This is a genomic window from Microcystis sp. Msp_OC_L_20101000_S702 (genome assembly GCF_007095705.1).
Taxonomy (GTDB): domain Bacteria; phylum Cyanobacteriota; class Cyanobacteriia; order Cyanobacteriales; family Microcystaceae; genus Microcystis; species Microcystis ichthyoblabe_A.
The window spans coordinates 75,157-97,262 of record NZ_SFBO01000016.1 but is presented as its reverse complement, the minus strand read 5'-3'; the positions used below and the strand labels follow the sequence as shown (position 1 = coordinate 97,262).

The window sequence follows — 22,106 nt, the reverse complement described above, 5'->3', positions numbered from 1 at the left end:
AACCTAAAATCCATTTTTAATTTAATTATAACCAGCTATTTAGATACAGTAAAAATTATCAATTCTGATCCCCCCGCCTATCGGCACCCCCCTTATCAAGGGGGGCAGGGGGGATCGAATCTTTAAGGGCAGCAAATAAATAATTAGCTAAAGTTACTCCATCTACTCCTAATTCTGTCCTTTCTTTGGCTGCTAAAATGCCAGCTTGAGCGTGTAAATAAGCCGCTAATGCGGTTGTTTCTGGGGGATTATCGGGCATTTGGGTTAAGAATCCGCCGATTAATCCCGTTAAAACATCACCACTACCACCTCGCGCTAAAGCGGAGGTACTTTCGGGGATTATATACATTTTACCTTCCGGGGAGGCGATTATAGTTCTGGCTCCTTTTAATAAGACAATTGCACCACTTTGTTGAGATGCTTCTTGAGTGATATTAATCCTATCTTGAGAACCTGATAAGTTAGGAAATAAGCGTTTAAATTCTCCCCAATGAGGCGTTAAAATTGTCTTATTCTGGCGAGATGATAATTTTTCTATACCCAATTGAGCCAAAATATTTAAAGCATCGGCATCAAGTATAATCGGTTTATCACTATCTAAAACCTGTTCGATAATAGCAGGATTTTCTGTGGTTAATCCAGGTCCACAAGCGAGGACATGATAATTATTTAATTCTAGGGGAAGTTCGGCAATAGCTCCCGTGGCAGTTTCGGGACAATCGATAATTAATGCTTCTGGTAAATGACTAATTAATAAAGATTTAAGGGCAGCAGGAACAGCAATAGAAAGCATTCCTACACCACTACCTCGCGCTCCTAATCCGGTGAGAATTGCTCCTCCTGCATAACGACGAGAACCACAGATAATTAATAAATGTCCCTGCTGATATTTATGGGTAAGGAGAGGACGGGGTAAGGGTAAATAAGGGCGAATTAGATCGGGATTAACCCTCAGAATTGGCGGTGAATCTTGTAAAATTGTTTCTAGGTCAAGGGGACTAATTCCTATATCAATTAACTCCACTTTACCCAGATAGGGTAGGGCCAAATCTTGGAAAAAAGCTCGCTTCCAGAGTCCCAAACAAAAGGTATGAGTGGCTTTAATTGCCGTGCCTAAAACCTCTCCGGTGTCGGTGTGAATTCCTGAAGCAATATCGATACTAATTACCGGTTTTTGCCAACTATTAATTTTATCGACTAATTCGGCAATCTCTCCCGATAAAGTCCTTTCTAAACCAAAACCGAAAAGACCATCGATAATTAACTGACAATCCTCCAAAGATTCTAAAGTTTTCTGAAAAATTAAGCCTAAATGCTTGACATAATTAGCCTGTTGTGCTGTTAAATCCTTGAGTTTGGCGATTGGACAAAAAAGAGATACTTGATAACCAGCGAGATGTAATTCCCTAGCAATCACGAGAGCGTCGCCGCCATTGTGACCAGGGCCAACGATAACACCGATTTTGGGGAAATCAGCCAAAGAATAGGACTTTTTAAACTGTTGTGCCGTTAACAGGGCTGCCTTTTCCATCAAAGCGGCCACAGGCATACCGGAGGCAAAAATCGCCCCTTCAATGCGACGCATCTGCTCGCTATTAACGACGTTTAACCGATAATTGTAGCTCATTGCAGGGATAAATTGCCTGTTAACAGGTCTAGATAACTTTTTTGCCGAAAAACTGCCAATTAGCCCGCATTTTCACCAGCTAAAGGCTGGGTTGGGTGATAATAGCCAGATCATTCTGTCTAGTTTCCGCTTGACGGTGAGCAGTGGATATATTAATTAAGTAGGTAGGCGTTAAAAACTATCAGATGCCCCCCTTATTAAGGGGGGATTAAGGGGGGATCGGCACCCCCCTTATTAAGGGGAGATTAAGGGGGGATCGGCACCCCCCTTATTAAGGGGGGATTAAGGGGGGATCGGCACCCCCCTTATTAAGGGGGGATTAAGGGGGGATCGAACCTAAAATCCATTTTTAATTTAATTATAACCAGCTACTTAATATTGTCATTTTATAGGATAATTGTCTTATGCCTATCACTGCCGCCCAACTAAAAACTATTGTTACTGGCGATGAGTCCGCTAGAGCCGAATCTCTGCGAACGATCCTTAACTATCCCGTACTAGAAAGGGACTCCCAAGGGTCAAGGTTTTGGTATTTGCGTCCGGGGGGCAACCCAGAAGATGCCGCAGAAACTTGTCCTATTGCTGTTGGTTTTTATCAGGAATTAAATCGAGGGACAGACCAAGAAATTAAGCAGTTTCTCACTTCAGAGCCACAGCAACAGGAAATCTATGGTCACTATATTGGCAGAATTGCTGAGGATCAACCTGTCATGTATTTACTTTTCCCATTTTCCCCTTTTGAAGAGGAGTTAGGGGAAATTAAAAATCAAGCTAGAGTAGCTTTTATCTTACCCACTGAGGGGGGATTACGGCAGCGGGGGATTCAAACTTTTGCCTTTGAGGATGAGGATTTAAGGGCGAGGTTAGCACGGTTACATTGGGATGAATTAGCAGATAAAATTCTTGAAAAAGCTCTTAATTTAATCCCGCAAGTTGATTGGATTTTCTATAAACCTGCTGAAACTGCTCAGGAGTTAGCCCACGAATTAGCCGCAGTTACCCAACGCATTGAACGGGCGATACCTGATGTTTATAGTCAAGAAAATCAAGGGGGTTATTTACATAAATTATTAGAGAGTTTTCGGAAAGAGTTATTGCCCAATCTCAAGCTAAATTCTGAGGATCAGAAAGATTATAGTTTTAGTGATATTTACGCTCAAACTATTGCTTATGGTTTGTTTACGGCGCGGGTATTTAGTTATGTCAAGAATCCGAAACGAGATTTTAATCGCTACCATACTTGGCAAGAATTACCAGAAACTAACCCTTTTTTAAGGCAGTTATTTAAAGATGTTTCCCAGCGTCCGGCGGCGGAGTTGGGGGATGAGTTAATTGATAGTATCGGTGAGGCGTTTGGCATCCTCAGAGCGGCAAAAATGGAGGCAATCTTAACGGATTTTCGCAATAAGATGAACCGCGAGGATATTGTTATTCGCTTTTATGAGGACTTTTTAGCGGCTTATAAGCCTCAAATGCGGGAGAAAAGGGGGGTTTATTATACTCCTGAACCTGTGGTGTCTTATATAGTGCGTTCCGTTGATGAGTTGATTAAGGATAAGTTTAATAAACCGTTGGGAATTGCGGACCCAGAGGTGATGATTCTTGACCCTGCTTGTGGGACGGGGACGTTTTTATTATGGGTATTTCAGTTGATTCATAAGCGGTTTGAGGAGAATCCGGTCGCGTTGACGGCAGGGTTAGCAGATAAGTCTTGGTCGGGGTATGTTTCGGAAAGGTTATTACCTCGGATTTTTGGCTTTGAATTGTTGATGGCTCCCTATGCAATTTGTCATCTAAAGTTGGGGTTATTTCTGGAAGAGACGGGTTATCAGTTTGCGAGTGGCAAGCGGTTAGGGGTTTATTTAATTAACACTCTAGAGGATATTAAGCTAAGGGAAGAAAAGCAGCAGTTAACTTTAGCTTTACCCCAAATGGAGGAGTTAATAGCAGAGGAAGCAAAAGCAGGTTCTCGGATTAAGAAAAATGAACCGATTATGGTTGTTATTGGCAATCCTCCCTATTCTGGTCATTCGGAAAATAATAATGAGTGGATCAAAAATTTAGTTAATGATTATTACTTTATTGATGGCAAGGGTTTAGGTGAGAAAAATACGAAATGGTTACAGGATGATTATGTTAAATTTATCAGGTTTGCACAGTGGCGAATTGATAAAAGTCAAAAGGGAATTTTAGCTTTTATTAATAATCATGGTTTTTTAGATAATCCTACTTTTCGAGGCATGAGACAACAGTTAATTAATACTTTTGATGAGATTTTTATTTATGATTTACATGGTAACAGTAAGAAAAAAGAAACCGCTTTAGACGGTAGTAAAGATGAAAATGTTTTTGATATTCAGCAGGGGGTTAGTATTGGTATAATGGTAAAAAGCATGGATGTAAGTTAACTCATGGCTTTGCTTGATCCTAAGACGGTTATTTCTCCAGCTAAATTGAAAGATTATCTTTTAGTGTTATTGCCTAAAGATGATAAATCACAATATTTAGCTCAAGCTGGTTATAATCAAGATAATTGGGTACAATTAGAAAAAGATTTAAGAGAGCAAATCCTTACTTTAGAAGCAACTCCTACCACTAAAACTAAATATGGTCAAAAATATGAAATTATTGGTAATTTAAGAGGAGTTAATAATAAGATTCTCTCAGTCAAAACCATTTGGATGGTTACACCTACTGAAACAAAATTTGTTACTTTATTTCCGTTTGAAGGAGGTTAGAGCATGAAATTTAGTTTATTTACCCAAGTTCGTTTAATTGAAGATTTACCTGAGTATGGTTTAAGTCAGGGTGATTTGGGTACTATTGTTGAACATTATCCCAATCCTGAAGGAGAAGATGGTTATAGTTTAGAGGGGTTAATTCCTCTAAATACGGTAGAAGTGTCTGAATCTCAAATTGAGTTGGTGTCCATGGGGATAACGAAAAAACAAGCAGTTTCTTTTTAGTGTTATTTTTGCATGACAAGTTCGGTAGAACCCAAATATGTTCTAATATAATGGAGTAAAAATATGAACAGAGAAAGTTTGATAAATTTCCTCAAGGTAAATAGAACAATTATAAAAAGTTATGGTATGACTTACTTAGCATTATTTGGCGCTTTTGCTAGAGATGAAGCAAAAGCAACAAGTGATTTAGATTTATTAGTAGAATTTCAAAGAAAAGTTACCTTTGATAAATATATGGAAGTTTTTTTTAGAAGATAATTTGGGTTTGTCTGTAGATTTAGTAACAAAAAAAATGTTAAAAACCCAAGTTATTAACTCTATCAAAGAGGAGGCTATTTATGTCTCGTAGTTTAAAGCTATATTGTGATGATATCTTAATTAGCGGTTGGGGGTTTATTTAATTAACACTCTAGAGGATATTAAGTTAAGGGAAGAAAAGCAGCAGTTAACTTTAGCTTTACCCCAAATGGAGGAGTTAATAATAATCATGGCTTTTTAGATAATCCTACTTTTCGAGGCACGAAACAACAGTTAATTAACACTTTTGATGAGATTTTTATTTATGATTTACATGGTAACAGTAAGAAAAAAGAAATTTGTCCTGATGGTAGTAAGGATGAAAATGTCTTTGATATTCAGCAGGGGGTTAGTATTGGTATAATGGTAAAAAGCTTAATGACACCATGAAGCTACCGAACCCTGAAGGAGCTATACTAGGAGATAAGCTAGAATGTTATTGTTTGAATTTTCAGCATAGCGTAGGCAAGTATAAAGCCTTTCGGTTAAACTAATGTTTGTATTGTTTATCAGTGGGGTACACTAATGAATACAGTTGAATTAAAACAAGCAAAGAATCAATTTAATGATTTATTGAAAGCTGTCCTGAAAGGTGAAGAAATTATTATTACAGAAAATAATCAACCTGTAATTAAATTAAGTCCTGTCAAGTTAGCCAAGAAACCACCGCGTCAACCCGGAAGTGCTGCGGGAAAAGTTTGGATAGCCGATGATTTTGATGCTCCTTTAACTGATTTTGCAGATTATATGTAATTATGCTCAAAGTTTTAATAGATACTCATGTATTTCTTTGGTATGTCACTAATAATAAACAATTGCGAGATAACCATAAAATTATGATTAATGAAAGAGAAAATCTGGTTTATCTTAGTCAAGCTAGTATTTGGGAAATGGCTATCAAATATAGTCTAAGAAAATTAACTTTTGATTCGCCTTTTCGAGAATTTATTGAGTCACAAATTCAGATAAATGATTTTCAGATTTTGCCTCTTAATTTACTACATTTTGAACAAGTAGCTCAATTACCTTTTCAGCATCAAGATCCTTTTGACCGGATGATTATTGCTCAAGCAATAGCCGAAAATGTTCCTGTTATTAGTTATGATTAGGTATTTGATTGTTATACAGTTAAATGTTTATAAAAAGAGGAGGTTTAATCATGGCTAAAATCTATCACGCTCATTTATACGGTTTAAGAGAAGATAAATATCAAGTATTAAAAGAAAATACGGTTAACTCTACTGATTTTCATGAGGTTAACCCTCAATCTCCTTTTTATTTGTTGATTCCTCAAGATACTGATTTATTTGGTGAATATGAACAAGGATTTAAACTAACAGAGTTTATGAATGAATATTCTTTAGGATGTCTTACTAAAAGAGATAAATTAGTAATTAATTACTCTATTAATTCAGTAAAAAAACAAATCGCCAGTTTTCTTGATCCAGAGAAAACGGACAATCAGTCTGCACAAGAATTTAATTTAAGACTTGTTGATAACGATATGTGGAACACAAATATGGCAAGAAAATCTGTAGATGTTAATCAAATAGTTAAATATATTAAATCCGAGTGTTTTAGACCGTTTGATAATAGATTTATTTTTTATCACGAAAAGTTTGTTGCTCGTTTAAATCGTCGTATTATGCAACATTTAGATCAGAAAAAGAATATAGCATTAGTAACTGTTCGTCAGTTAGCTTCATTACCATTTGAGCATATATATGTAACTGATAATCTTACCGATCAACATATTATCTCTGTTAGAACAAAAGAAGGGGGGGTAATTTTTCCCCTCTACCTCTACCCCGACTCCGATAAAGCTCAAGAACTCCAACAAGAAAAACGTCCCAACTTCTCCCCAGACTTCCTCAAAACCCTAGAAACAAAACTCGGCTACTTACCTACACCAGAAACAATCTTTTACTACATCTACGCCGTCTTTCATTCTCCCACCTATCGCAGCCGTTACGCCGAATTTCTCAAGATAGACTTTCCCAGAGTACCCCTCACCAGCAACGATAACCTATTCCGTCAACTCGCAGAATACGGAGAACAATTAGTACAGCTTCACCTGATGACATCTCCTAAACTTGATCCTCCCTTAGCCCCCTCTTCAAAAAGGGGGGGAGTGGAAGCCCCCCTTATTAAGGGGGGTTGGGGGGATCTATCTTTTGTGAGTAAAAGCGATAGAATTGTAGCGGCAGGACATCCCAAATATAGCAAAGGAGAAGTCCACATTAACAAACAAGGAGACTGTTTTAAAGGAGTACCTGAAGCAGTTTGGAACTTCTATATTGGCGGTTATCAAGTTTGTCAGAAATGGTTAAAAGACAGAAAAGGACGCACCCTATCAGATGAGGATATACTGCACTATCATAAAATAGTAGTAGCCCTAGCCGAAACCATCAAATTAATGCAGTTAATCGATGCTGCGATTCCGGGTTTTCCTATTGAGTAAATTTAGATTGATAAAGGATAAAAAAATGACAAAACAATTAACCGTTATTTTTGATGGTAAAGTCTTTCATCCTGAGACAGATATAGACTTAAAATCTAATACCCGTTACCTTATTTCCATCGTCTCAGAAGCAGAAATACCAGAAAAACCTTCAGGAGATGCTTGGGACATTTTAGAAGATATGGCTGGAACTATTGAAGCTCCAGAAGACTGGTCAAAAGAACATGATCATTACCTTTATGGAACACCGAAACGAGAGGTAAATGATGAGTAAAGAAAGACTGTTTATCGACACAGCATTTATTCAAGCAGTTCTGAATAAGCAAGACCAATATCATGCCCAAGCCTTAAAATTATTACCTAAGGTTAAAAATGCGTTAGAAGTTTGGACTACTGAGGCAGTTTTAATGGAGGTAGGGAATGCTTTAAGTACATTTAATCGTCAAAAAGCTGCTAATTTTATCAAACAATGTTACCATACACAAAACATGAGAGTTGTCAATATTAGCCCTCAACTTTTTCATCAAGGATTGACTCTTTATGAATCTCGATTAGATAAAAACTGGGGATTAGTTGATTGTATTTCTTTTGTTGTTATGGAGCAACAACATTTAACCGATGCTCTAACGACTGATCGTCATTTTATCCAAGCAGGGTTCCAAGTTTTATTAGTTTAGTAAACCTTTAATAATATTTCACATACCGAGGGAGATAAGGAGACATATCGATAATTTATTAAATCAGATTACCTCTTTTCTCATATCTTGGCGGTTATCAAGTTTGTCAGAAATGGTTAAAAGACAGAAAAGGACGCACCTTGTCAGACGAGGATATACTGCACTATCATAAGATAGTAGTGGCCCTAGCCGAAACCATCAAGTTAGTGCAGTTAATCGATGCTGCTATACCTAGTTTTTCCATCAAGTAAATATAGCCAGCAAGATTTATGCTAGAAACCGTAATCCAAGACTTGATAAAAAAACAACGTCCCTACTACCACCCCGAAGGGGATTACATCAAAGGTGTCAATAATAACTATTGGCTGGTTTTTAAACATCGAGATGCGGAGAACCTCTTGCGAAATATAGTGAGTTTCTTGGGCCTACAAAAACATTCTACTCATAAGCTGTTCCGCATTGAACTCAACACCGCTCACATCTTTGAATATACCCCTAAACGAGAGGGGAATATCCCCAGCATTGCCTTACTCCGCACCAGTAACTTAACCATTATTGAACAATTCTTAAACCTCGAAAATGCCAGCAAAGAAGAAAGCTTAATTCGTGGAACATTTATCGAAATAGAACATAAAAAAAGACGTAGATTTAATTTACCCGAACAGCTAGACAAATACAATCAATTTATTGCCGCCTATTTAGAACGTACTAAAATCTATAGAAGAAGTACCGCCTACTTTAATAGTGGAGTTCTCAAACTTTATGAAGAACCTCTTTTTAATTTAGTCTTAAATGAAGGTCAGATTAAACTCTTAATGGACTGGCAAGGCTTCACCAATAAACGAGATGTTCAAGAATTAGAAAAACTCCACAACCCCGAATATCGTCAACAATATATTACCCGAACTTTAACCGAATGTTTACAAGGACTAGCTGATAAAACCTTTAGCAGTACCACTATTCTAGCGGAATTAGTTAGGTTGGGAATCCTTACCATCAAACTTGTTAAAATGCAAGAAACTAGAGGTATTTATCATAAAAAAACAGGGATTTTAACCGATAGTTTAGGTAACTCTATTTTACATGAAGGCTCAGATAACTTCACTGGTGCTGCTCATAGTAGTAACGCCGAGAGTATCACCTTTTTATATTACTCAGACTCCTTAGATTTAGAGACAATTCAACAGTCAATAATCGAATTTGACCAAGAATGGCAAGAGCCAGAATTAAGCTTTGATTTAACTCAAGAATTTTTGCAACAAGTCTTAGCAGAAAAACAGCGCCGACAACAACAAATTCAACCTCAAATAGAGACAATTAGTCCTCAAGAATTTCCCGCAGGCGCAACTACAAATATTAAAATTAAGGGTAAAAACCTAGACAAAATTGAAGAAATTGAGATTCCCGATAATCCCTTAATCGCAGTAGAAATAGAGGAAAAACAACCCCATCTCCTAACAGGAACTGTCACCGTTGATCCCGAACATCCCTCCACTTCTTTAAAAACTTTTAGAGTCAAAGAGAAACAGGTAACTTATCAGATTACGCCAACTCAAGCCCCAACTATTAAACAAGAAATAACCTTACCTGAATGGGAAGAAATAGCTGGATTTAAACAAGCGATTGAACTAATCCTACAGGGAAAACAGGGAACCCCCGATGATTTTCTCTACTGGTTAGCCCAACAACGCCCCCACCTGCTCAACATTCAATCCAGTAACATTTTAGATCGACTGGTTAATCAAGACATCCTGTTTGAACATCAAAAATCCGGCGCACAACATTGTTTGAGAGTCATGCAGAACTTTGGCGTAGTGGTTTGTGCCGATGCGGTAGGCTTAGGAAAAACCCGCCTTGCTGCTGCGGTAACAAAACTCTACCTAGAAGAAAATCCTCAAACTAAAATTGCCATTATTGCTGCCAAAAAACTCCACCCGAACTGGGAGAGAGAAATGGCAGAATTAGGATTGCTCGCCAAGAAACACTACGAACTCTACAATAAAAACCTAATGAGTCGTGGCGGCGATCGCTTTTATGATGAATTTACCCGCCATGGGGGTGCGGCAGATTTAGTCATCATCGATGAAGCTCATGAAGGCATCCGTAACTATAACAACCGCATCCATAAAACCTGCCTGCAAATTAAAGAACACGATCGCCAGATTGAAAGACAAAGATATTACCTGCTCCTGACGGCAACCCCTTGGAACAACCGCCGCGAAGACATCTACAACATCCTCTCTCCCTTTCTCACCCGTCCTGAAGGCTTCCAAGAATTAGGCTTTCCTCCCGAAGTCAAACAATGGTTTGCCAGCCGAGAAATAGGAATAGAAAACTTTACCGATACCACCAATATTTTCCGGCGCACCTATCGAGAACTCTTCTTACAGCGTACCCGCAAGATGTTGAGAGAAGCCACCCCAGACTTACAACTCTATGCCCAACGCCTTGCCCAATGGCTGCCCGTCCAATTTGAACCAGAAACCGAACAAGCATTAGAACGGATCTTCAGTCAGTTTGAAGATAATCTGTTTATTCCCTTTGCCGACCCGATCCGTTACTTAACCAGCACAGTGGAACAGCGTTCTTTACTGAAAAACCAGCGCCGGATGTTTTTACAACGGGCAGAGTCTAGTATGTATGCTCTACGACGAACCATTAAAAACTTTAGCGATCGCATTTCCTTACTCAAACAGCAACTCGAACAAGTCACCCCGGATGCCGAAGGGTTAAAACAATTTCTCTTACAACATTACAAATTTCAAGCTGAAAAAACAGGAAGAGAAACCGACTGGTTGGGGATAGAAGAAAATGGGGATGAGGATTATTGGGAAGACGAAGAAGATGAAGAAGAAACTGACAGCAACAAAGGGGAAAAACGTCAACAGTTACGCCGCTCTATTGACCTAGCCACCGATAAACTGAAAAATAATCCCCTAGAAGCTAAAAATATCTATAACCGCATTCTCGCTGACTGTCATAGTGATTTAGAGCAACTACAGCAGATTTCAGTCCTCTTAGCCAATGAATTTGTCACCGACCACAAACGACAGCAAGTTAGCCGGAAAGTCATGGAATTAGTTGCTGATGGTCACAAAGTTTTACTAATTTCTACTTTCTCCGATACCGTCATTGATTACTACCGCTACATAAGCCAAAATCAGGTCATTGCCTCCAAAGGAATTGGCATGGCAATGGGCAGTCACAAACTTTACTACATCGATGAAAAATCGGTTAAGATTGCGCCAAACAACGCCCTCAAAGGAAACAACCAGCAAACCGGACTCCAGCGCCAACAATTATTCCGTTTATTTGCCCCCGAAGCCACTTGTAAAAACCCGAACGAACGCCCTTTACCAGAACAGGAAATAGCCGTCCTCATCGGTTCAGAAACCCTCTCCGTCGGTCAAAACCTGCAAGATGCCGACTATCTAATTAACATTGACCTCCCCTGGAATCCCATGGTCTTGGAACAGCGCATCGGCAGAATCGATCGCCCCAAATCCCATCCTTGCCAATATATTTACATCTATTACGCCAACAGTGAAAGTCAGCTACTCAGACAAGCGGGCCGACTAGCTAACCTGAATAAGAAACTAATTGGGGAACTGGCCAAAGATGACAAAATTCCCCATATCAGTAATGTAGAGGAGTTGGGCGCTTCCGTTTATGGAGATACCTACTTTGACGATCAAATTCTCCCCGGTTATATTGACTTCATCCACAGTCTAATTAAAGCCCGACAACTCGAACAAGAAAGTTTTCAAGAACAAACCTATCAAAAACAAGAAACTAGCCGCAACCTCTACAGTCAAAACGAGCTTTTGCATAGTGAAGAATTGCGGAAGCTCTACGAAAGATTAGGAGAAAAATATCAGCCCAATCCCCTAACTATCGGTCAATTTACCACCTCGGAATTACCCACCAGTGTAGTCGCTTTAACTCTCGATTACTTTGACCCTAATGGTCAACCAATTCCCGAACAAAATCAACTAATTTATTGGAACGATCTAAGCAGAGAAAATGATGGTTTGGGAGTAGCAATCGCCACAGCTTTCAAAACTCCTCAAGCCAGCCAGATTGTCCCCGCGAAACCAATCATTAACCTAGCCCAGCAGCTTTATGAACAACTGGTTCAAGTTAAACAAAAATTAAGCCAATACCTAGAAGAAACTGCTATTTTAGAAAATATCCAACTCAATTCAGAACGACTAAGTAGGATTCAAAAGCGCATCCAAACTATGTCAGCTTTTCCCGCCAACGTTAACCGAAAAATGGTTAAAAATACCCTAAATAAATTGAGCCAAGCTAAAGAAACAAAGAAAGTGCAAAAACTGCTCAAAGATTACACTGACGGTGAACCAAGCCAACTCGATGATCAAAAATTTATTCTGGGGTTGATTCAGGGTACAGAACAGCTTAATTTACTGACCTTTGATACTGCTAAACCTTCCAGTTTAAAACTTTCTCTTTCAGCCATGTTACTGAGAATTTGAACAGATTAATTTTTCAGCAAACCCTATAGAGGAGCGATCTTTGTGTCCTTTGTGTCTCTGTGGTTCCTTCCACTCGGTCTCGCGTAGCGAGCGCGTTGCGACCGCCAGCAGGACTGTATCTTAGAATACATTTTACCCACCAAACCTAAGAGAGCCATGAGGCAAGGAGCAAGGTTTTCTTTTCACTGATTACTGTTGACTGAAAAGACTCCCCCACAGCCATCTTACTCCGGGGAAAATCGCTATAGAATAGAGAGAAAAAAGAATTGCGAGGAAAAAACTCTGTCTTTTAACCCGATTGTCATTCCCCCTTCCCCGGAAAATCCCGCTCGCTATCTAGTGATCATGCTGCACGGTTGGGGTGCCGATGCCATGGATCTGGCCCCCCTTGCATCGATGCTGGATCTGGCTGATTGTCAATTTTTGTTTCCTAATGCTCCCTTTGATCATCCGCAAGTGCCGGGGGGACGCGCCTGGTATGCGTTAGAAACCTCCGATTATCAAGGTTTAGCCGCTAGTCGTCAACAGTTGCACGATTGGATTATTTCCCTAGAAGCAACTACCGGCATTCCCCTAGAGCGGACTTTTTTGACCGGTTTTTCTCAAGGGGGAGCGATGACCCTGGATGTGGGTTTATCCTTACCCTTGGCGGGATTGGGTTCCCTGAGTGGTTATCTGCACGGTGAACCCCATCCCCAAGGTCCACAAAATGTCTTAATTGTTCATGGTAAGCAGGATCCCGTCGTTCCTATCGCTGCTGCTCGTCAAGCCAGGGATTTACTGCTTGGTTTGGGGGTTAACGTCGAATATCACGAGTTAAATATGGGCCACGAAATCCCGATTCCGGCGCTGACTATTTTACGCCAATTCCTCCGCAATCGTCTGGAAACCGCATGAATAATGCTCGTCAGCTGGCTTTGCTGATTTTACGCGATATCGATCGCTCCTCCGCCTATCCCGATCGCGCTCTTGATCGCCATTTGTCCGCTAGTTCCTTAAATTGTCTTGACAAAGCCTTGACAACGGAGATTGTTTATGGTACAGTGCGCCGACAAAGAACTTTGGATGCGCTGCTCGATCGCCTGGGGAAAAAAACCGCGGCCCAGCAACCCCCAGATTTACGGCGAATTCTCCATATTGGTCTTTATCAACTGCGCTATCTCTCCCAGATTCCCCCATCAGCGGCGGTGAATACGGCGGTAGAATTAACTAAAATCAGTCATTTAGGCAAATTAGCGGCGGTGGTTAACGGAATGCTGCGGCAATATCTCCGTTTAACTGCTAATGGCGACGATCCTTTACTTTTACCGGAAAATACCGCTTCTAGATTGGGTATTCTCCACAGTTTCCCCGATTGGTTGGTGCAATTGTGGTTAGATCGCTTTAGTGTTACGGAAACGGAACAACTGTGTCAATGGTTTAATCGCTCTCCTGACCTCGATATTCGGATTAATCCCCTGAAAACTAGCCTAGAAGCCCTAGAAAATGATTTAGAATCAGCCAATATAACTTTTCATCATCTTAAATTACCTCTAGCTTGCCGTTTAACCTCTGGTTTAGGCAATATTGAGCGTTTAGAGGGATTTCGAGCCGGAAATTACACCCTACAGGATATTAGCGCCCAATTAGTCACTTATCTACTCGATCCCCAGCCCGGAGAGACAATTATCGACGCTTGTGCGGCACCGGGGGGAAAAACCACTCATATTGCCGAATTAATGGGCGATCAGGGTAGAATATTAGCCTGTGATCAAACGCCATCCCGTTTAAGACAGTTAGAAGCCAATATTAAAAGATTAGACTTAAAAGCGATCGAAATACATCTGGGGGATAGTCGCGATCGTCCCCAGTGGTGCGGCATCGCCGATCGTGTACTAATCGATGCTCCCTGTTCAGGATTGGGAACCCTGCACAAGCGTCCTGATATACGTTGGCGACAAACACCAGAAAATTTACCTGTACTAGCCAAACGACAGGGGGAACTTTTAGCCTCGGCTGCCACTTGGGTAAAACCGAAGGGAATCTTAGTTTATGCCACTTGTACTTTAAATCCGTTAGAAAATGAAAGAGTGATCGAGCAGTTTTTAGCGGCTCATCCCGATTGGAAAATGGCCACTCCTGACTCTAATTCATGCGTCTCAGAATACTATACAGAAACGGGAGCGATCGAAGTGTTACCCCATCGACATAATCAAGACGGTTTTTTTATGGCTAAGTTAGTCAAGGAAGTGTGAGATGAAAAATAAACAATTACTGAAAATTCTCATCGGGGTTGCTTGGATTGATGGTGTAATTCAACCATCAGAAAGAAGCTATTTAAGACAGGTAGCTGTGAGGGAAAAACTTGATGATGATCCGGAGATTAAACCACTATTATCGGAACTAAAACCAGTTAAAACCAGTGAATGTTATCGATGGTTAGAGTCCTATTTAGGCGATAATCCTAGTCCAGAAATCTATCAAGATCTACTAACATCGATTAGCACTTTAATCTATAGCGATGACGACGTGGATATACAGGAAGCGAAATTATTAACCAAAGTGCAGAGTTTTGATCCGACTCACGATAGCCATCGATCGATTTTAGATAAATTAGTGACGGGAATTCAGAAATTGTACCACAAGGCAATTACTGAAAGTAATTAAGGAGTAGCTATCAGTGATGAGCAGGTCAAAAATTTCCCCGATAAAAACTGATAGCTTCTCCCTAGATTTTAGGTAATAACTGTGGGTTGTTCCCGTCCGGTAGATTGACGAATTTGACCGATTTCTTCAGCTAAATCAATTAAGGGTTGTAGGGCCTTTTGGGTGTCGATATCGTGTTTACTTGCGTCCGGTTCATAACTTTCTAGATAAACCCGGAGAGTTGCTCCTTTAGTTCCCGTACCCGATAGACGGTAAATAATCCGAGAACCATCGGTAAAACCAATGCGAATACCTTGATTTTTACTCACACTACCATCCACGGGATCCGTATAGCTAAAATCATCGGCATATTCCACTTCATAGTTACCAAATTGTTTACCCTTAAGGTCTAAAACCAGCTTCTGGAGACGTGCCATCATCTCTTTTGCCGGTTCTAAGGCGACTTCTTCATAATCATGACGAGAATAGAAATTACGACCAAATTCTTGCCAATGACTGCGAACAATTTCCTCTACAGATTCCCCTTTAACTGCCAAAATATTTAACCAGAAAAGAACCGCCCATAAACCATCTTTTTCGCGAATATGATTGGAACCCGTGCCGAAACTTTCCTCACCGCAAAGGGTTGCTTTCCCCGCATCTAACAAATTACCGAAGAATTTCCAACCGGTGGGAGTTTCATAACAGTCAATTCCCAGTTTAGCCGCTACGCGATCGGCCGCCGCACTGGTGGGCATCGATCGCGCCACTCCCGTGATACCATTTTGATAGCCCGGTACTAGATGAGCGTTGGCTGTTAGTACCGCTAAACTATCACTGGGGGTAACAAAAAAATTCTGACCGAGGATCATATTGCGATCGCCATCTCCATCGGAAGCAGCCCCAAAATCCGGAGCCTCTTGACCAAAGAGAATTTCTACCAGATCATGGGCATAGACTAGGTTAGGGTCGGGATGACCACCACCAAAGTCCTCTAGGGGAATACCATTTAATACAGTACCCTTGGGCGCTCCTAAACGCTGTTCAAATAGAGCATAAGCGTAGGGACCGGTTACCGCATGGAGAGAATCCATGCACATTTTAAACTTACCAGAAGTGAGTAGGGCTTGAATGCGATCGAAATCAAAAATCTTTTCCATCATTTTGACGTAGGGAGTAACCGCATCGATCACTTCCACATCCATAGTTCCCAGTTTAAAGGAACCGGGGCGATCGAGATTAATATCGGCCCCTAAGAGGATTTTATAACTGCTAATCACCTTAGTCTCGGCATAAATTGCATCGGTGATATTTTCCGGGGCCGGTCCGCCGTTAGTAATATTGTACTTAATGCCAAAATCCCCCTCCGGACCGCCGGGGTTATGACTAGCGGAGAGAACAATACCGCCAAAAGCGTTATTTTCGCGAATTAACCCAGAAATAGCCGGAGTGGAGACAATACCATCGGTTCCCACGAGTATTCTACCGATACCGTTAGCGGCGGCGATTTTCAGGATAGTTTGAATAGCTTGACGGTTATAATAACGACCATCTCCACCGACAACTAGGGTTTGACCCTCGATACCGTCTAAAGTATTGAAGATAGCTTGAATAAAATTTTCCAGATAATGGGGTTGTTGAAAAACGGGAACGGATTTTCGCAATCCAGAAGTCCCCGGTTTCTGGTCACTAAAGGGTTTTGTGGCAACAGTTTCAATCGTCATAGTCTTTTCTTGATAGGCCGACGCAATTGTAAACTTAAGTATATAGCAGTAGGTTGACAGCCAAGAAATCGGGTAAGAAAGACAACGGTTCTATTGGGTTTGGTGAGTGAGTGGAAGGAACCACTCCAGACACAAAGGACACAGAGATCGATCGCTCCTATATAATTTAAACTGATCACACAAAGAATAAGAGAGCTAATCTAAGGATAGGGGGTTAAGATGGGTCTTAGCCAATAAATGAACCAGATTTGGGGGTATAAACCCCCAATAATAACCAATTTTAGCTATATCGCTTAATCGGCCCCTTCAATCGGTGCAAATCCCTGACGTTGAATATTCTCGCTGATGTGACGAGGTTCGAGGAATTGCAAGAGATAATCGGGACCCCCTGCTTTGGAACCTACCCCCGACATCTTGAAACCCCCGAAGGGTTGACGGGAGACAATCGCACCGGTGATTCCCCGGTTAATATAGAGGTTTCCCACTTCAAATTCCTGCATAGCTCGGTTAATATGGGCAGGAGTGCGAGAATATAAGCCACCGGTTAGAGCATAGTCGGTTCCGTTAGCTACGGCTAAAGCTTGCTCAAAATTGCTCACTTTGATAATCGCCACCACCGGACCAAAAATTTCCTCCATCGCTATTACCGCATCGGGGGGAACATTCTTAAAGACGGTGGGACTGACGAAGTAACCCACTTCTGGAATTGGCATTTCTAGGGCCAATTCTGCCTCTTTTTTACCAGTTTCGATATATTCCCGAATTCTTGCTTGAGCTTTCTCGTCGATAACCGGTCCTACTTCCGTACTCGGTAAATCCGTCGGCCCGATATTGAGGGACCCGGTAGCCTCGACAAAGCGATCAACAAAGCTATCATAGACGCTTTCCAGAACGATTATCCGCGAACAGGCCGAACATTTCTGACCGGTGTAGCCAAAAGCGGACTTAACCGCACCGACAACGGCCTGATCTAAATCGGCACTCTCATCGACAATTAGGGCATTTTTGCCGCCCATTTCGGCGATAACTCGTTTTAGGTGTTTTTGACCCTTTTGCACGATAGAGGCATCTGTATAGATGCGACAGCCCACTTCTCGTGAACCGGTGAAGGCGATTAGGTGAACATCGGGATGGCTAACTAAATGCGCCCCCACTTGCGAACCTTTACCCGGGATATATTGGAAGACTCCGGCAGGAATACCCGCTTCTAGGAGAATCTCGGCAAATTTCGCCGTAATCACCGAGGAAGTCTCGGCAGGTTTCAATAGCGTACAGTTACCAGCTACTAAAGCCGCTACTGTCATCCCCACCGCAATCGCAAGAGGGAAATTCCAGGGAGAAATCACTAAAGCAATACCCCGGGGTTGGTAGGAATAACGATTATTCTCGCCTGCTACGTCGAAATTATGCCCTAAATCCAGTCTTTCCATCTCGGAGGCGTAATAACGGCAAAAATCGATCGCTTCTGACACTTCTGGATCCGCCTGTTGGATAACTTTGCCCACTTCCAAACAAATCCAGGCCGATAACTCGTGTCGTCGCGCTTCCATCAAATCCGCCGCTTTTCGCAGTATTTCGGCTCTTTTAGCCACTGGAGTGCGTTTCCAAGCGGGAAAAGCCTGTTTTGCCGCTATGATCGCTTTTTCTGCCTGTTCCACCTCAATTAAGCCCACTTTCCCCACTATTTCCTGCGGGTTACAGGGATTAACAGAATTAATTTGAACATTGGTGGTGACGTATTCGCCGTTAATTAGGGGTAAATAGGTTTTACCGAGGGAATTTTTGACAAAAGTAAGGGCTTGACTCGCTTTATTTCGTAATTGATCGTTAGCATAATCTGTATCGGGGGCATTAGGAAAACCAGGGATAATCGGGTTATCCTGACCTAAAACCCGGGGGGCTGCGATTAAATCTTCCACGGGACGATCCTCCAAATTTTGCCTTAGGAAGGAACTATTAGCGGTATTTTCTAATAAACGGCGGATTAGGTAGGCCATACCGGGTAAGAGTTGTCCGTAGGGGGAATAAACCCGCACCCGATGACCCCGCTTCACTAACGCTTTGGCTAATTGGTCGCCCATGCCGTACAATACCTGCATTTCAAAGCGACGACGGGGAATTTCTAAACTTTCTGCGATCGCACAAGCCAAGGCTTGCGATCGCACGTTATGACTACCGATGGCGGCGTATAAATATTGATGATTTTCCAATAATAACCGCGTCATCCGCTCATAATTGGCATCGGTGGCCGATTTTTCGTTATATACCGGCTGTGGCCAGTGATTTTGCCGAGATTTAATTGTTTCCTGATCCCAGTAAGCGCCTTTAACTAGCCGGACAGTCAGGGGATAACCGCGCTTTTTGGCCCAATTAATTAAATCTTGTAAATCTTGGGCAGAATCTCTTAAATATGCCTGTAGGGTGATGCCAATATCGGTACGACTGCGAAATTCTTCTTCTAGGAGTAATTCTTTCAGGATAGCCAGGGTGAGGTTTTTATAAACGTACTGTTCCATATCAAAATGGACTGCCACCCCTAACTCCTGAGCGCGTCGCAACAGTAGGCGAATGCGATCGCAAACTTTCTCCTTACTGCCAATCGGATCTATGGGATCAAACTGAGAATAAAAGGCAGTTAGCTTGACAGAAACCTGCACTTGTGGTAATAAGTCGCCGTCCGCTTCATCAATTTGGCTAACTTTATTCCATTTGGTCGCTTCTTGAGCCAAATGGGTCATTAAATCCAGATAACTTTGTAGATAAACTTGGGTTTCCGCTTCAGTAATTACCGCTTCACCGAGGAGATCTATGGTAAAAGCCATTTTTTCCTTCCGCAGACGGGTGACAGTGCGAGTAATTTGCCCTAGGTCTTCCCCGGCGATATACTTACGAGCTAAGGTTTCTACGGATTTACTGATCAGACTGGCGGCCGTTTGAGCGGGTAGGGAGTTAGGATCACTAAAGTTGAGGATACTTTTCAGCGCACTGGGCAGTTCTACGGAAGCATCACCGAGGTATTGTTGGAGATGATTAGCGATCTCGGCATTACTGCGTAAAGCGGGTAAACAGTCAATAAAACGGAATAATTGTACTCGCAAATTGGGGTTAGACATTGCCCAATCGAGTAATTTATCATCCCAACGCATTTGATCCTGTAAAGCAGACCAAAGACCTTTTTTTTCCCGAGTTTCGGCTAAAAGTTGTCTAGCGATCTCTTGGGTTTTAGTTTCGTAGTTTTGAGTTGAGTCGATTTGGATAACCACGGTGATTCAAGTAAAAAAAATTATCAACGGGATTCAGCTTTCAGCAAGCTACCGTCAGCCTTCAGCCTAAAATTCAGTTTTTGAGCTTTTTTAGCTGATTGCCGCTCTTAATGGCTCTTTTCTCTGGTTTATATTCTTACCGAAGGACTAATCAAAGCTAATAGCTGATCGCTTTTGCTGAACACTCTATTGTACTCGATCAAGCGGGGAAGTGGGGTGTGGGGTGTGGGGTGTGGAGTGTGGGGTGTGGGGAAGTATAAATAAAAATAATCTCCTGTCTCCTGTCTCCTGATTACTGATACCCGATAGTCCTTGTGTATTGTCGAAGCGTTTACCTATAATAACTTTAAAAAGATTTTCGGGATCATCGGTAGCCCTATGGCAAAAATTGAAACGAGAACAGAACCCATGGTTTTAAACATGGGACCCCATCACCCTTCGATGCACGGAGTTTTGCGCTTAATCGTCACCCTTGACGGGGAAGACGTGATTGACTGTGAACCCGTAATCGGTTATCTTCATCGGGGCATGGAAAAAATTGCCGAAAATCGCACTAATGTCATGTACGTTCCCTACGTTAGTCGTTGGGATTACGCCGCAGGGATGTTTAACGAGGCGATTACAGTCAATGCTCCCGAAAAATTAGCCGATATCGCCGTTCCCAAACGAGCGCAATATATCCGGGTGATTATGTTGGAACTCAACCGCATCGCTAACCATTTACTCTGGTTAGGCCCCTTTATGGCGGATGTAGGCGCACAAACTCCCTTTTTCTACATTTTCCGGGAACGGGAGATGATTTATGACCTCTGGGAAGCTGCCACGGGAATGCGGTTAATTAATAACAATTATTTCCGTATTGGTGGCGTGGCGGTGGATTTACCCTACGGATGGGTGGATAAGTGCGAGGATTTCTGTGACTATTTTGACCCCAAAGTGGACGAATACGAGAAATTAATCACTAATAACCCGATTTTCCGCCGTCGTATTGAAGGGATAGGCTGCATTACCAGAGACGAAGCGATTAACTGGGGTTTATCCGGTCCGATGTTGCGCGCTTCTGGGGTGAAATGGGATTTAAGAAAAGTTGACCATTACGAGTGTTACGACGATTTTGACTGGGAAGTGCATTGGGAAACTGCCGGCGATTGTTTTGCTCGTTATCTGGTGCGGATTCGGGAAATGCGCGAATCGGTGAAAATTATCCGGCAAGCACTGAAAGGTTTACCCGGTGGTCCCTACGAAAATCTGGAAGCAAAACGGATGGCAGAAGGGAAAAAATCAGCCTGGAATGATTTTGACTATCAATATATCGCCAAAAAAGTCGCCCCCACTTTTAAGATTCCTAAAGGTGAACATTATGTGCGCTTGGAAAGTGGTAAAGGGGAATTAGGTATCTTTATCGTCGGTAATGATGATGTTTTCCCTTGGCGTTGGAAAATTCGGGCCGCCGATTTTAATAATCTTCAAATTCTGCCCCATATCCTCAAAGGGGTAAAAGTTGCCGATATTATGGCGATTTTAGGCAGTATTGATATTATTATGGGGTCAGTCGATCGCTAAATCTCCTTCAGGGTGGGTTATCTTAACTAACTCACCCCCGTTTTGGCCCAGTTTTATGAAAAAAGCACATCGGCCTTTATTTCAGGTAATGTGCTTCAATCCCTAGTATTTATCTTCCTTAGTGGGTGTGAGTCTTTTTCCCCGCTTCCAATTGAACCTCAGTAATAGGGGGAAGAATCTTGCTTTCGGGAATCTTTAACTCCCCCACCTGAACACCCAAACTAACCAAGGCGGTTAAAGTGGTGATGATGCGGCAAATCACGTCAATGTCCGCTTTATGTTTTTGCCAGAAATTTTCCTTTTTCATATTTACTCCTGTCCCCCTATAGCTTGTTTTTTGAGGACAAGTTGATTAAAATGCTTTCAGCAAATGCTGGCAAAAGGGGATCAAAAAGTGGATCAGATGG

The 22,106-nt window shown here is 41.7% G+C and carries 19 protein-coding genes and 1 pseudogene; 16 read left to right on the top strand and 4 right to left on the bottom strand.

Going from position 1 to position 22,106, the window contains the following annotated elements:
- Window positions 1–58: 58 nt before the first annotated feature.
- The gene (locus EWV60_RS01845; protein ID WP_287230502.1) at window positions 59–1,627 is read right to left on the bottom strand and encodes an NAD(P)H-hydrate dehydratase; all 1,569 of its coding nucleotides are present in this window, start codon (window positions 1,625–1,627) and stop codon (window positions 59–61) included.
- A gap of 404 nt (window positions 1,628–2,031) precedes the next feature.
- Here EWV60_RS01845 and EWV60_RS01840 point away from each other — a divergent pair, with 404 nt between their 5' ends.
- The 15 genes and pseudogenes from EWV60_RS01840 (at window position 2,032) to EWV60_RS01780 (ending at window position 15,170) form a co-directional block, all read left to right on the top strand.
- Window positions 2,032–4,035, top strand: a complete 2,004-nt coding sequence (locus EWV60_RS01840) for an N-6 DNA methylase (protein WP_287230500.1) — start codon at window positions 2,032–2,034, stop codon at window positions 4,033–4,035.
- Between the two features lie 3 nt (window positions 4,036–4,038).
- Window positions 4,039–4,365 carry a DUF6883 domain-containing protein gene (locus EWV60_RS01835; RefSeq protein ID WP_002749521.1) on the top strand — a complete coding sequence of 109 codons (327 nt, stop codon included), beginning with the start codon at window positions 4,039–4,041 and terminating at the stop codon, window positions 4,363–4,365.
- A 3-nt stretch (window positions 4,366–4,368) separates the two neighbouring features.
- A complete protein-coding gene (locus EWV60_RS01830) occupies window positions 4,369–4,593 on the top strand; it encodes a DUF4926 domain-containing protein (RefSeq protein WP_002735184.1) in 225 nt (74 codons plus the stop codon).
- A 63-nt stretch (window positions 4,594–4,656) separates the two neighbouring features.
- Window positions 4,657–4,851 carry a nucleotidyltransferase family protein gene (locus EWV60_RS01825; RefSeq protein WP_287230499.1) on the top strand — a complete coding sequence of 65 codons (195 nt, stop codon included), beginning with the start codon at window positions 4,657–4,659 and terminating at the stop codon, window positions 4,849–4,851.
- A 124-nt stretch (window positions 4,852–4,975) separates the two neighbouring features.
- Window positions 4,976–5,280, top strand: a pseudogene (locus tag EWV60_RS23345) (N-6 DNA methylase); the annotation flags it as partial.
- A 135-nt stretch (window positions 5,281–5,415) separates the two neighbouring features.
- Window positions 5,416–5,643, top strand: coding sequence for a type II toxin-antitoxin system Phd/YefM family antitoxin (locus tag EWV60_RS01820; protein ID WP_002754455.1), 228 nt, complete (start codon window positions 5,416–5,418; stop codon window positions 5,641–5,643).
- A 2-nt stretch (window positions 5,644–5,645) separates the two neighbouring features.
- Window positions 5,646–5,999: a type II toxin-antitoxin system VapC family toxin gene (locus EWV60_RS01815; protein WP_287230496.1), complete on the top strand. Its 354-nt coding sequence runs from the start codon at window positions 5,646–5,648 to the stop codon at window positions 5,997–5,999.
- Between the two features lie 50 nt (window positions 6,000–6,049).
- The gene (locus tag EWV60_RS01810; protein WP_287230494.1) at window positions 6,050–7,351 is read left to right on the top strand and encodes a type ISP restriction/modification enzyme; all 1,302 of its coding nucleotides are present in this window, start codon (window positions 6,050–6,052) and stop codon (window positions 7,349–7,351) included.
- Between the two features lie 25 nt (window positions 7,352–7,376).
- Window positions 7,377–7,625 (top strand): hypothetical protein, encoded by a 249-nt coding sequence (locus EWV60_RS01805; protein ID WP_002737385.1) that lies wholly within the window; start codon window positions 7,377–7,379, stop codon window positions 7,623–7,625.
- Window positions 7,618–8,028, top strand: a complete 411-nt coding sequence (locus EWV60_RS01800; protein ID WP_016516241.1) for a type II toxin-antitoxin system VapC family toxin — start codon at window positions 7,618–7,620, stop codon at window positions 8,026–8,028. Before EWV60_RS01805 ends, EWV60_RS01800 begins: the two co-directional genes overlap by 8 nt.
- Before the next feature lie 62 nt (window positions 8,029–8,090).
- Window positions 8,091–8,279, top strand: coding sequence for a type ISP restriction/modification enzyme (locus EWV60_RS23110; protein WP_353734372.1), 189 nt, complete (start codon window positions 8,091–8,093; stop codon window positions 8,277–8,279).
- Window positions 8,280–8,297: 18 nt separating this feature from the next.
- Complete coding sequence (locus EWV60_RS01795) at window positions 8,298–12,524, top strand: helicase-related protein (RefSeq protein ID WP_287230491.1); 4,227 nt, start codon at window positions 8,298–8,300, stop codon at window positions 12,522–12,524.
- Window positions 12,525–12,827: 303 nt separating this feature from the next.
- A complete protein-coding gene (locus EWV60_RS01790; RefSeq protein WP_353734371.1) occupies window positions 12,828–13,421 on the top strand; it encodes an alpha/beta hydrolase in 594 nt (197 codons plus the stop codon).
- Window positions 13,418–14,758: a 16S rRNA (cytosine(967)-C(5))-methyltransferase gene (locus EWV60_RS01785; RefSeq protein WP_287230487.1), complete on the top strand. Its 1,341-nt coding sequence runs from the start codon at window positions 13,418–13,420 to the stop codon at window positions 14,756–14,758. Before EWV60_RS01790 ends, EWV60_RS01785 begins: the two co-directional genes overlap by 4 nt.
- A gap of 1 nt (window position 14,759) precedes the next feature.
- On the top strand, window positions 14,760–15,170 hold the full coding sequence (locus EWV60_RS01780; protein ID WP_002754429.1) for a tellurite resistance TerB family protein: 411 nt from the start codon (window positions 14,760–14,762) through the stop codon (window positions 15,168–15,170).
- Window positions 15,171–15,238: 68 nt separating this feature from the next.
- On the opposite strand, the gene EWV60_RS01775 is transcribed toward EWV60_RS01780, so the two are convergent.
- Window positions 15,239–16,873, bottom strand: coding sequence for an alpha-D-glucose phosphate-specific phosphoglucomutase (locus EWV60_RS01775; RefSeq protein ID WP_287230484.1), 1,635 nt, complete (start codon window positions 16,871–16,873; stop codon window positions 15,239–15,241).
- Window positions 16,874–17,166: 293 nt separating this feature from the next.
- The gene (pruA, locus tag EWV60_RS01770; protein WP_287230482.1) at window positions 17,167–20,136 is read right to left on the bottom strand and encodes an L-glutamate gamma-semialdehyde dehydrogenase; all 2,970 of its coding nucleotides are present in this window, start codon (window positions 20,134–20,136) and stop codon (window positions 17,167–17,169) included.
- 378 nt (window positions 20,137–20,514) lie between these two features.
- Here pruA and EWV60_RS01765 point away from each other — a divergent pair, with 378 nt between their 5' ends.
- The gene (locus tag EWV60_RS01765; protein WP_002754423.1) at window positions 20,515–21,699 is read left to right on the top strand and encodes an NAD(P)H-quinone oxidoreductase subunit H; all 1,185 of its coding nucleotides are present in this window, start codon (window positions 20,515–20,517) and stop codon (window positions 21,697–21,699) included.
- Window positions 21,700–21,817: 118 nt separating this feature from the next.
- On the opposite strand, the gene EWV60_RS01760 is transcribed toward EWV60_RS01765, so the two are convergent.
- Complete coding sequence (locus EWV60_RS01760) at window positions 21,818–22,006, bottom strand: hypothetical protein (protein WP_193977296.1); 189 nt, start codon at window positions 22,004–22,006, stop codon at window positions 21,818–21,820.
- Window positions 22,007–22,106 lie beyond the last annotated feature (100 nt).

What these genes read in the sequence shown, in the direction of transcription:
- EWV60_RS01845 (WP_287230502.1), bottom strand. Translation starts at nt 1,627, where the DNA reads ATGAGCTACAATTATCGGTTAAACGTCGTTAATAGCGAGCAGATGCGT.
- EWV60_RS01840 (WP_287230500.1), top strand. Translation starts at nt 2,032, where the DNA reads ATGCCTATCACTGCCGCCCAACTAAAAACTATTGTTACTGGCGATGAG.
- EWV60_RS01835 (WP_002749521.1), top strand. Translation starts at nt 4,039, where the DNA reads ATGGCTTTGCTTGATCCTAAGACGGTTATTTCTCCAGCTAAATTGAAA.
- EWV60_RS01830 (WP_002735184.1), top strand. Translation starts at nt 4,369, where the DNA reads ATGAAATTTAGTTTATTTACCCAAGTTCGTTTAATTGAAGATTTACCT.
- EWV60_RS01825 (WP_287230499.1), top strand. Translation starts at nt 4,657, where the DNA reads ATGAACAGAGAAAGTTTGATAAATTTCCTCAAGGTAAATAGAACAATT.
- EWV60_RS01820 (WP_002754455.1), top strand. Translation starts at nt 5,416, where the DNA reads ATGAATACAGTTGAATTAAAACAAGCAAAGAATCAATTTAATGATTTA.
- EWV60_RS01815 (WP_287230496.1), top strand. Translation starts at nt 5,646, where the DNA reads ATGCTCAAAGTTTTAATAGATACTCATGTATTTCTTTGGTATGTCACT.
- EWV60_RS01810 (WP_287230494.1), top strand. Translation starts at nt 6,050, where the DNA reads ATGGCTAAAATCTATCACGCTCATTTATACGGTTTAAGAGAAGATAAA.
- EWV60_RS01805 (WP_002737385.1), top strand. Translation starts at nt 7,377, where the DNA reads ATGACAAAACAATTAACCGTTATTTTTGATGGTAAAGTCTTTCATCCT.
- EWV60_RS01800 (WP_016516241.1), top strand. Translation starts at nt 7,618, where the DNA reads ATGAGTAAAGAAAGACTGTTTATCGACACAGCATTTATTCAAGCAGTT.
- EWV60_RS01795 (WP_287230491.1), top strand. Translation starts at nt 8,298, where the DNA reads ATGCTAGAAACCGTAATCCAAGACTTGATAAAAAAACAACGTCCCTAC.
- EWV60_RS01785 (WP_287230487.1), top strand. Translation starts at nt 13,418, where the DNA reads ATGAATAATGCTCGTCAGCTGGCTTTGCTGATTTTACGCGATATCGAT.
- EWV60_RS01780 (WP_002754429.1), top strand. Translation starts at nt 14,760, where the DNA reads ATGAAAAATAAACAATTACTGAAAATTCTCATCGGGGTTGCTTGGATT.
- EWV60_RS01775 (WP_287230484.1), bottom strand. Translation starts at nt 16,873, where the DNA reads ATGACGATTGAAACTGTTGCCACAAAACCCTTTAGTGACCAGAAACCG.
- EWV60_RS01765 (WP_002754423.1), top strand. Translation starts at nt 20,515, where the DNA reads ATGGCAAAAATTGAAACGAGAACAGAACCCATGGTTTTAAACATGGGA.
- EWV60_RS01760 (WP_193977296.1), bottom strand. Translation starts at nt 22,006, where the DNA reads ATGAAAAAGGAAAATTTCTGGCAAAAACATAAAGCGGACATTGACGTG.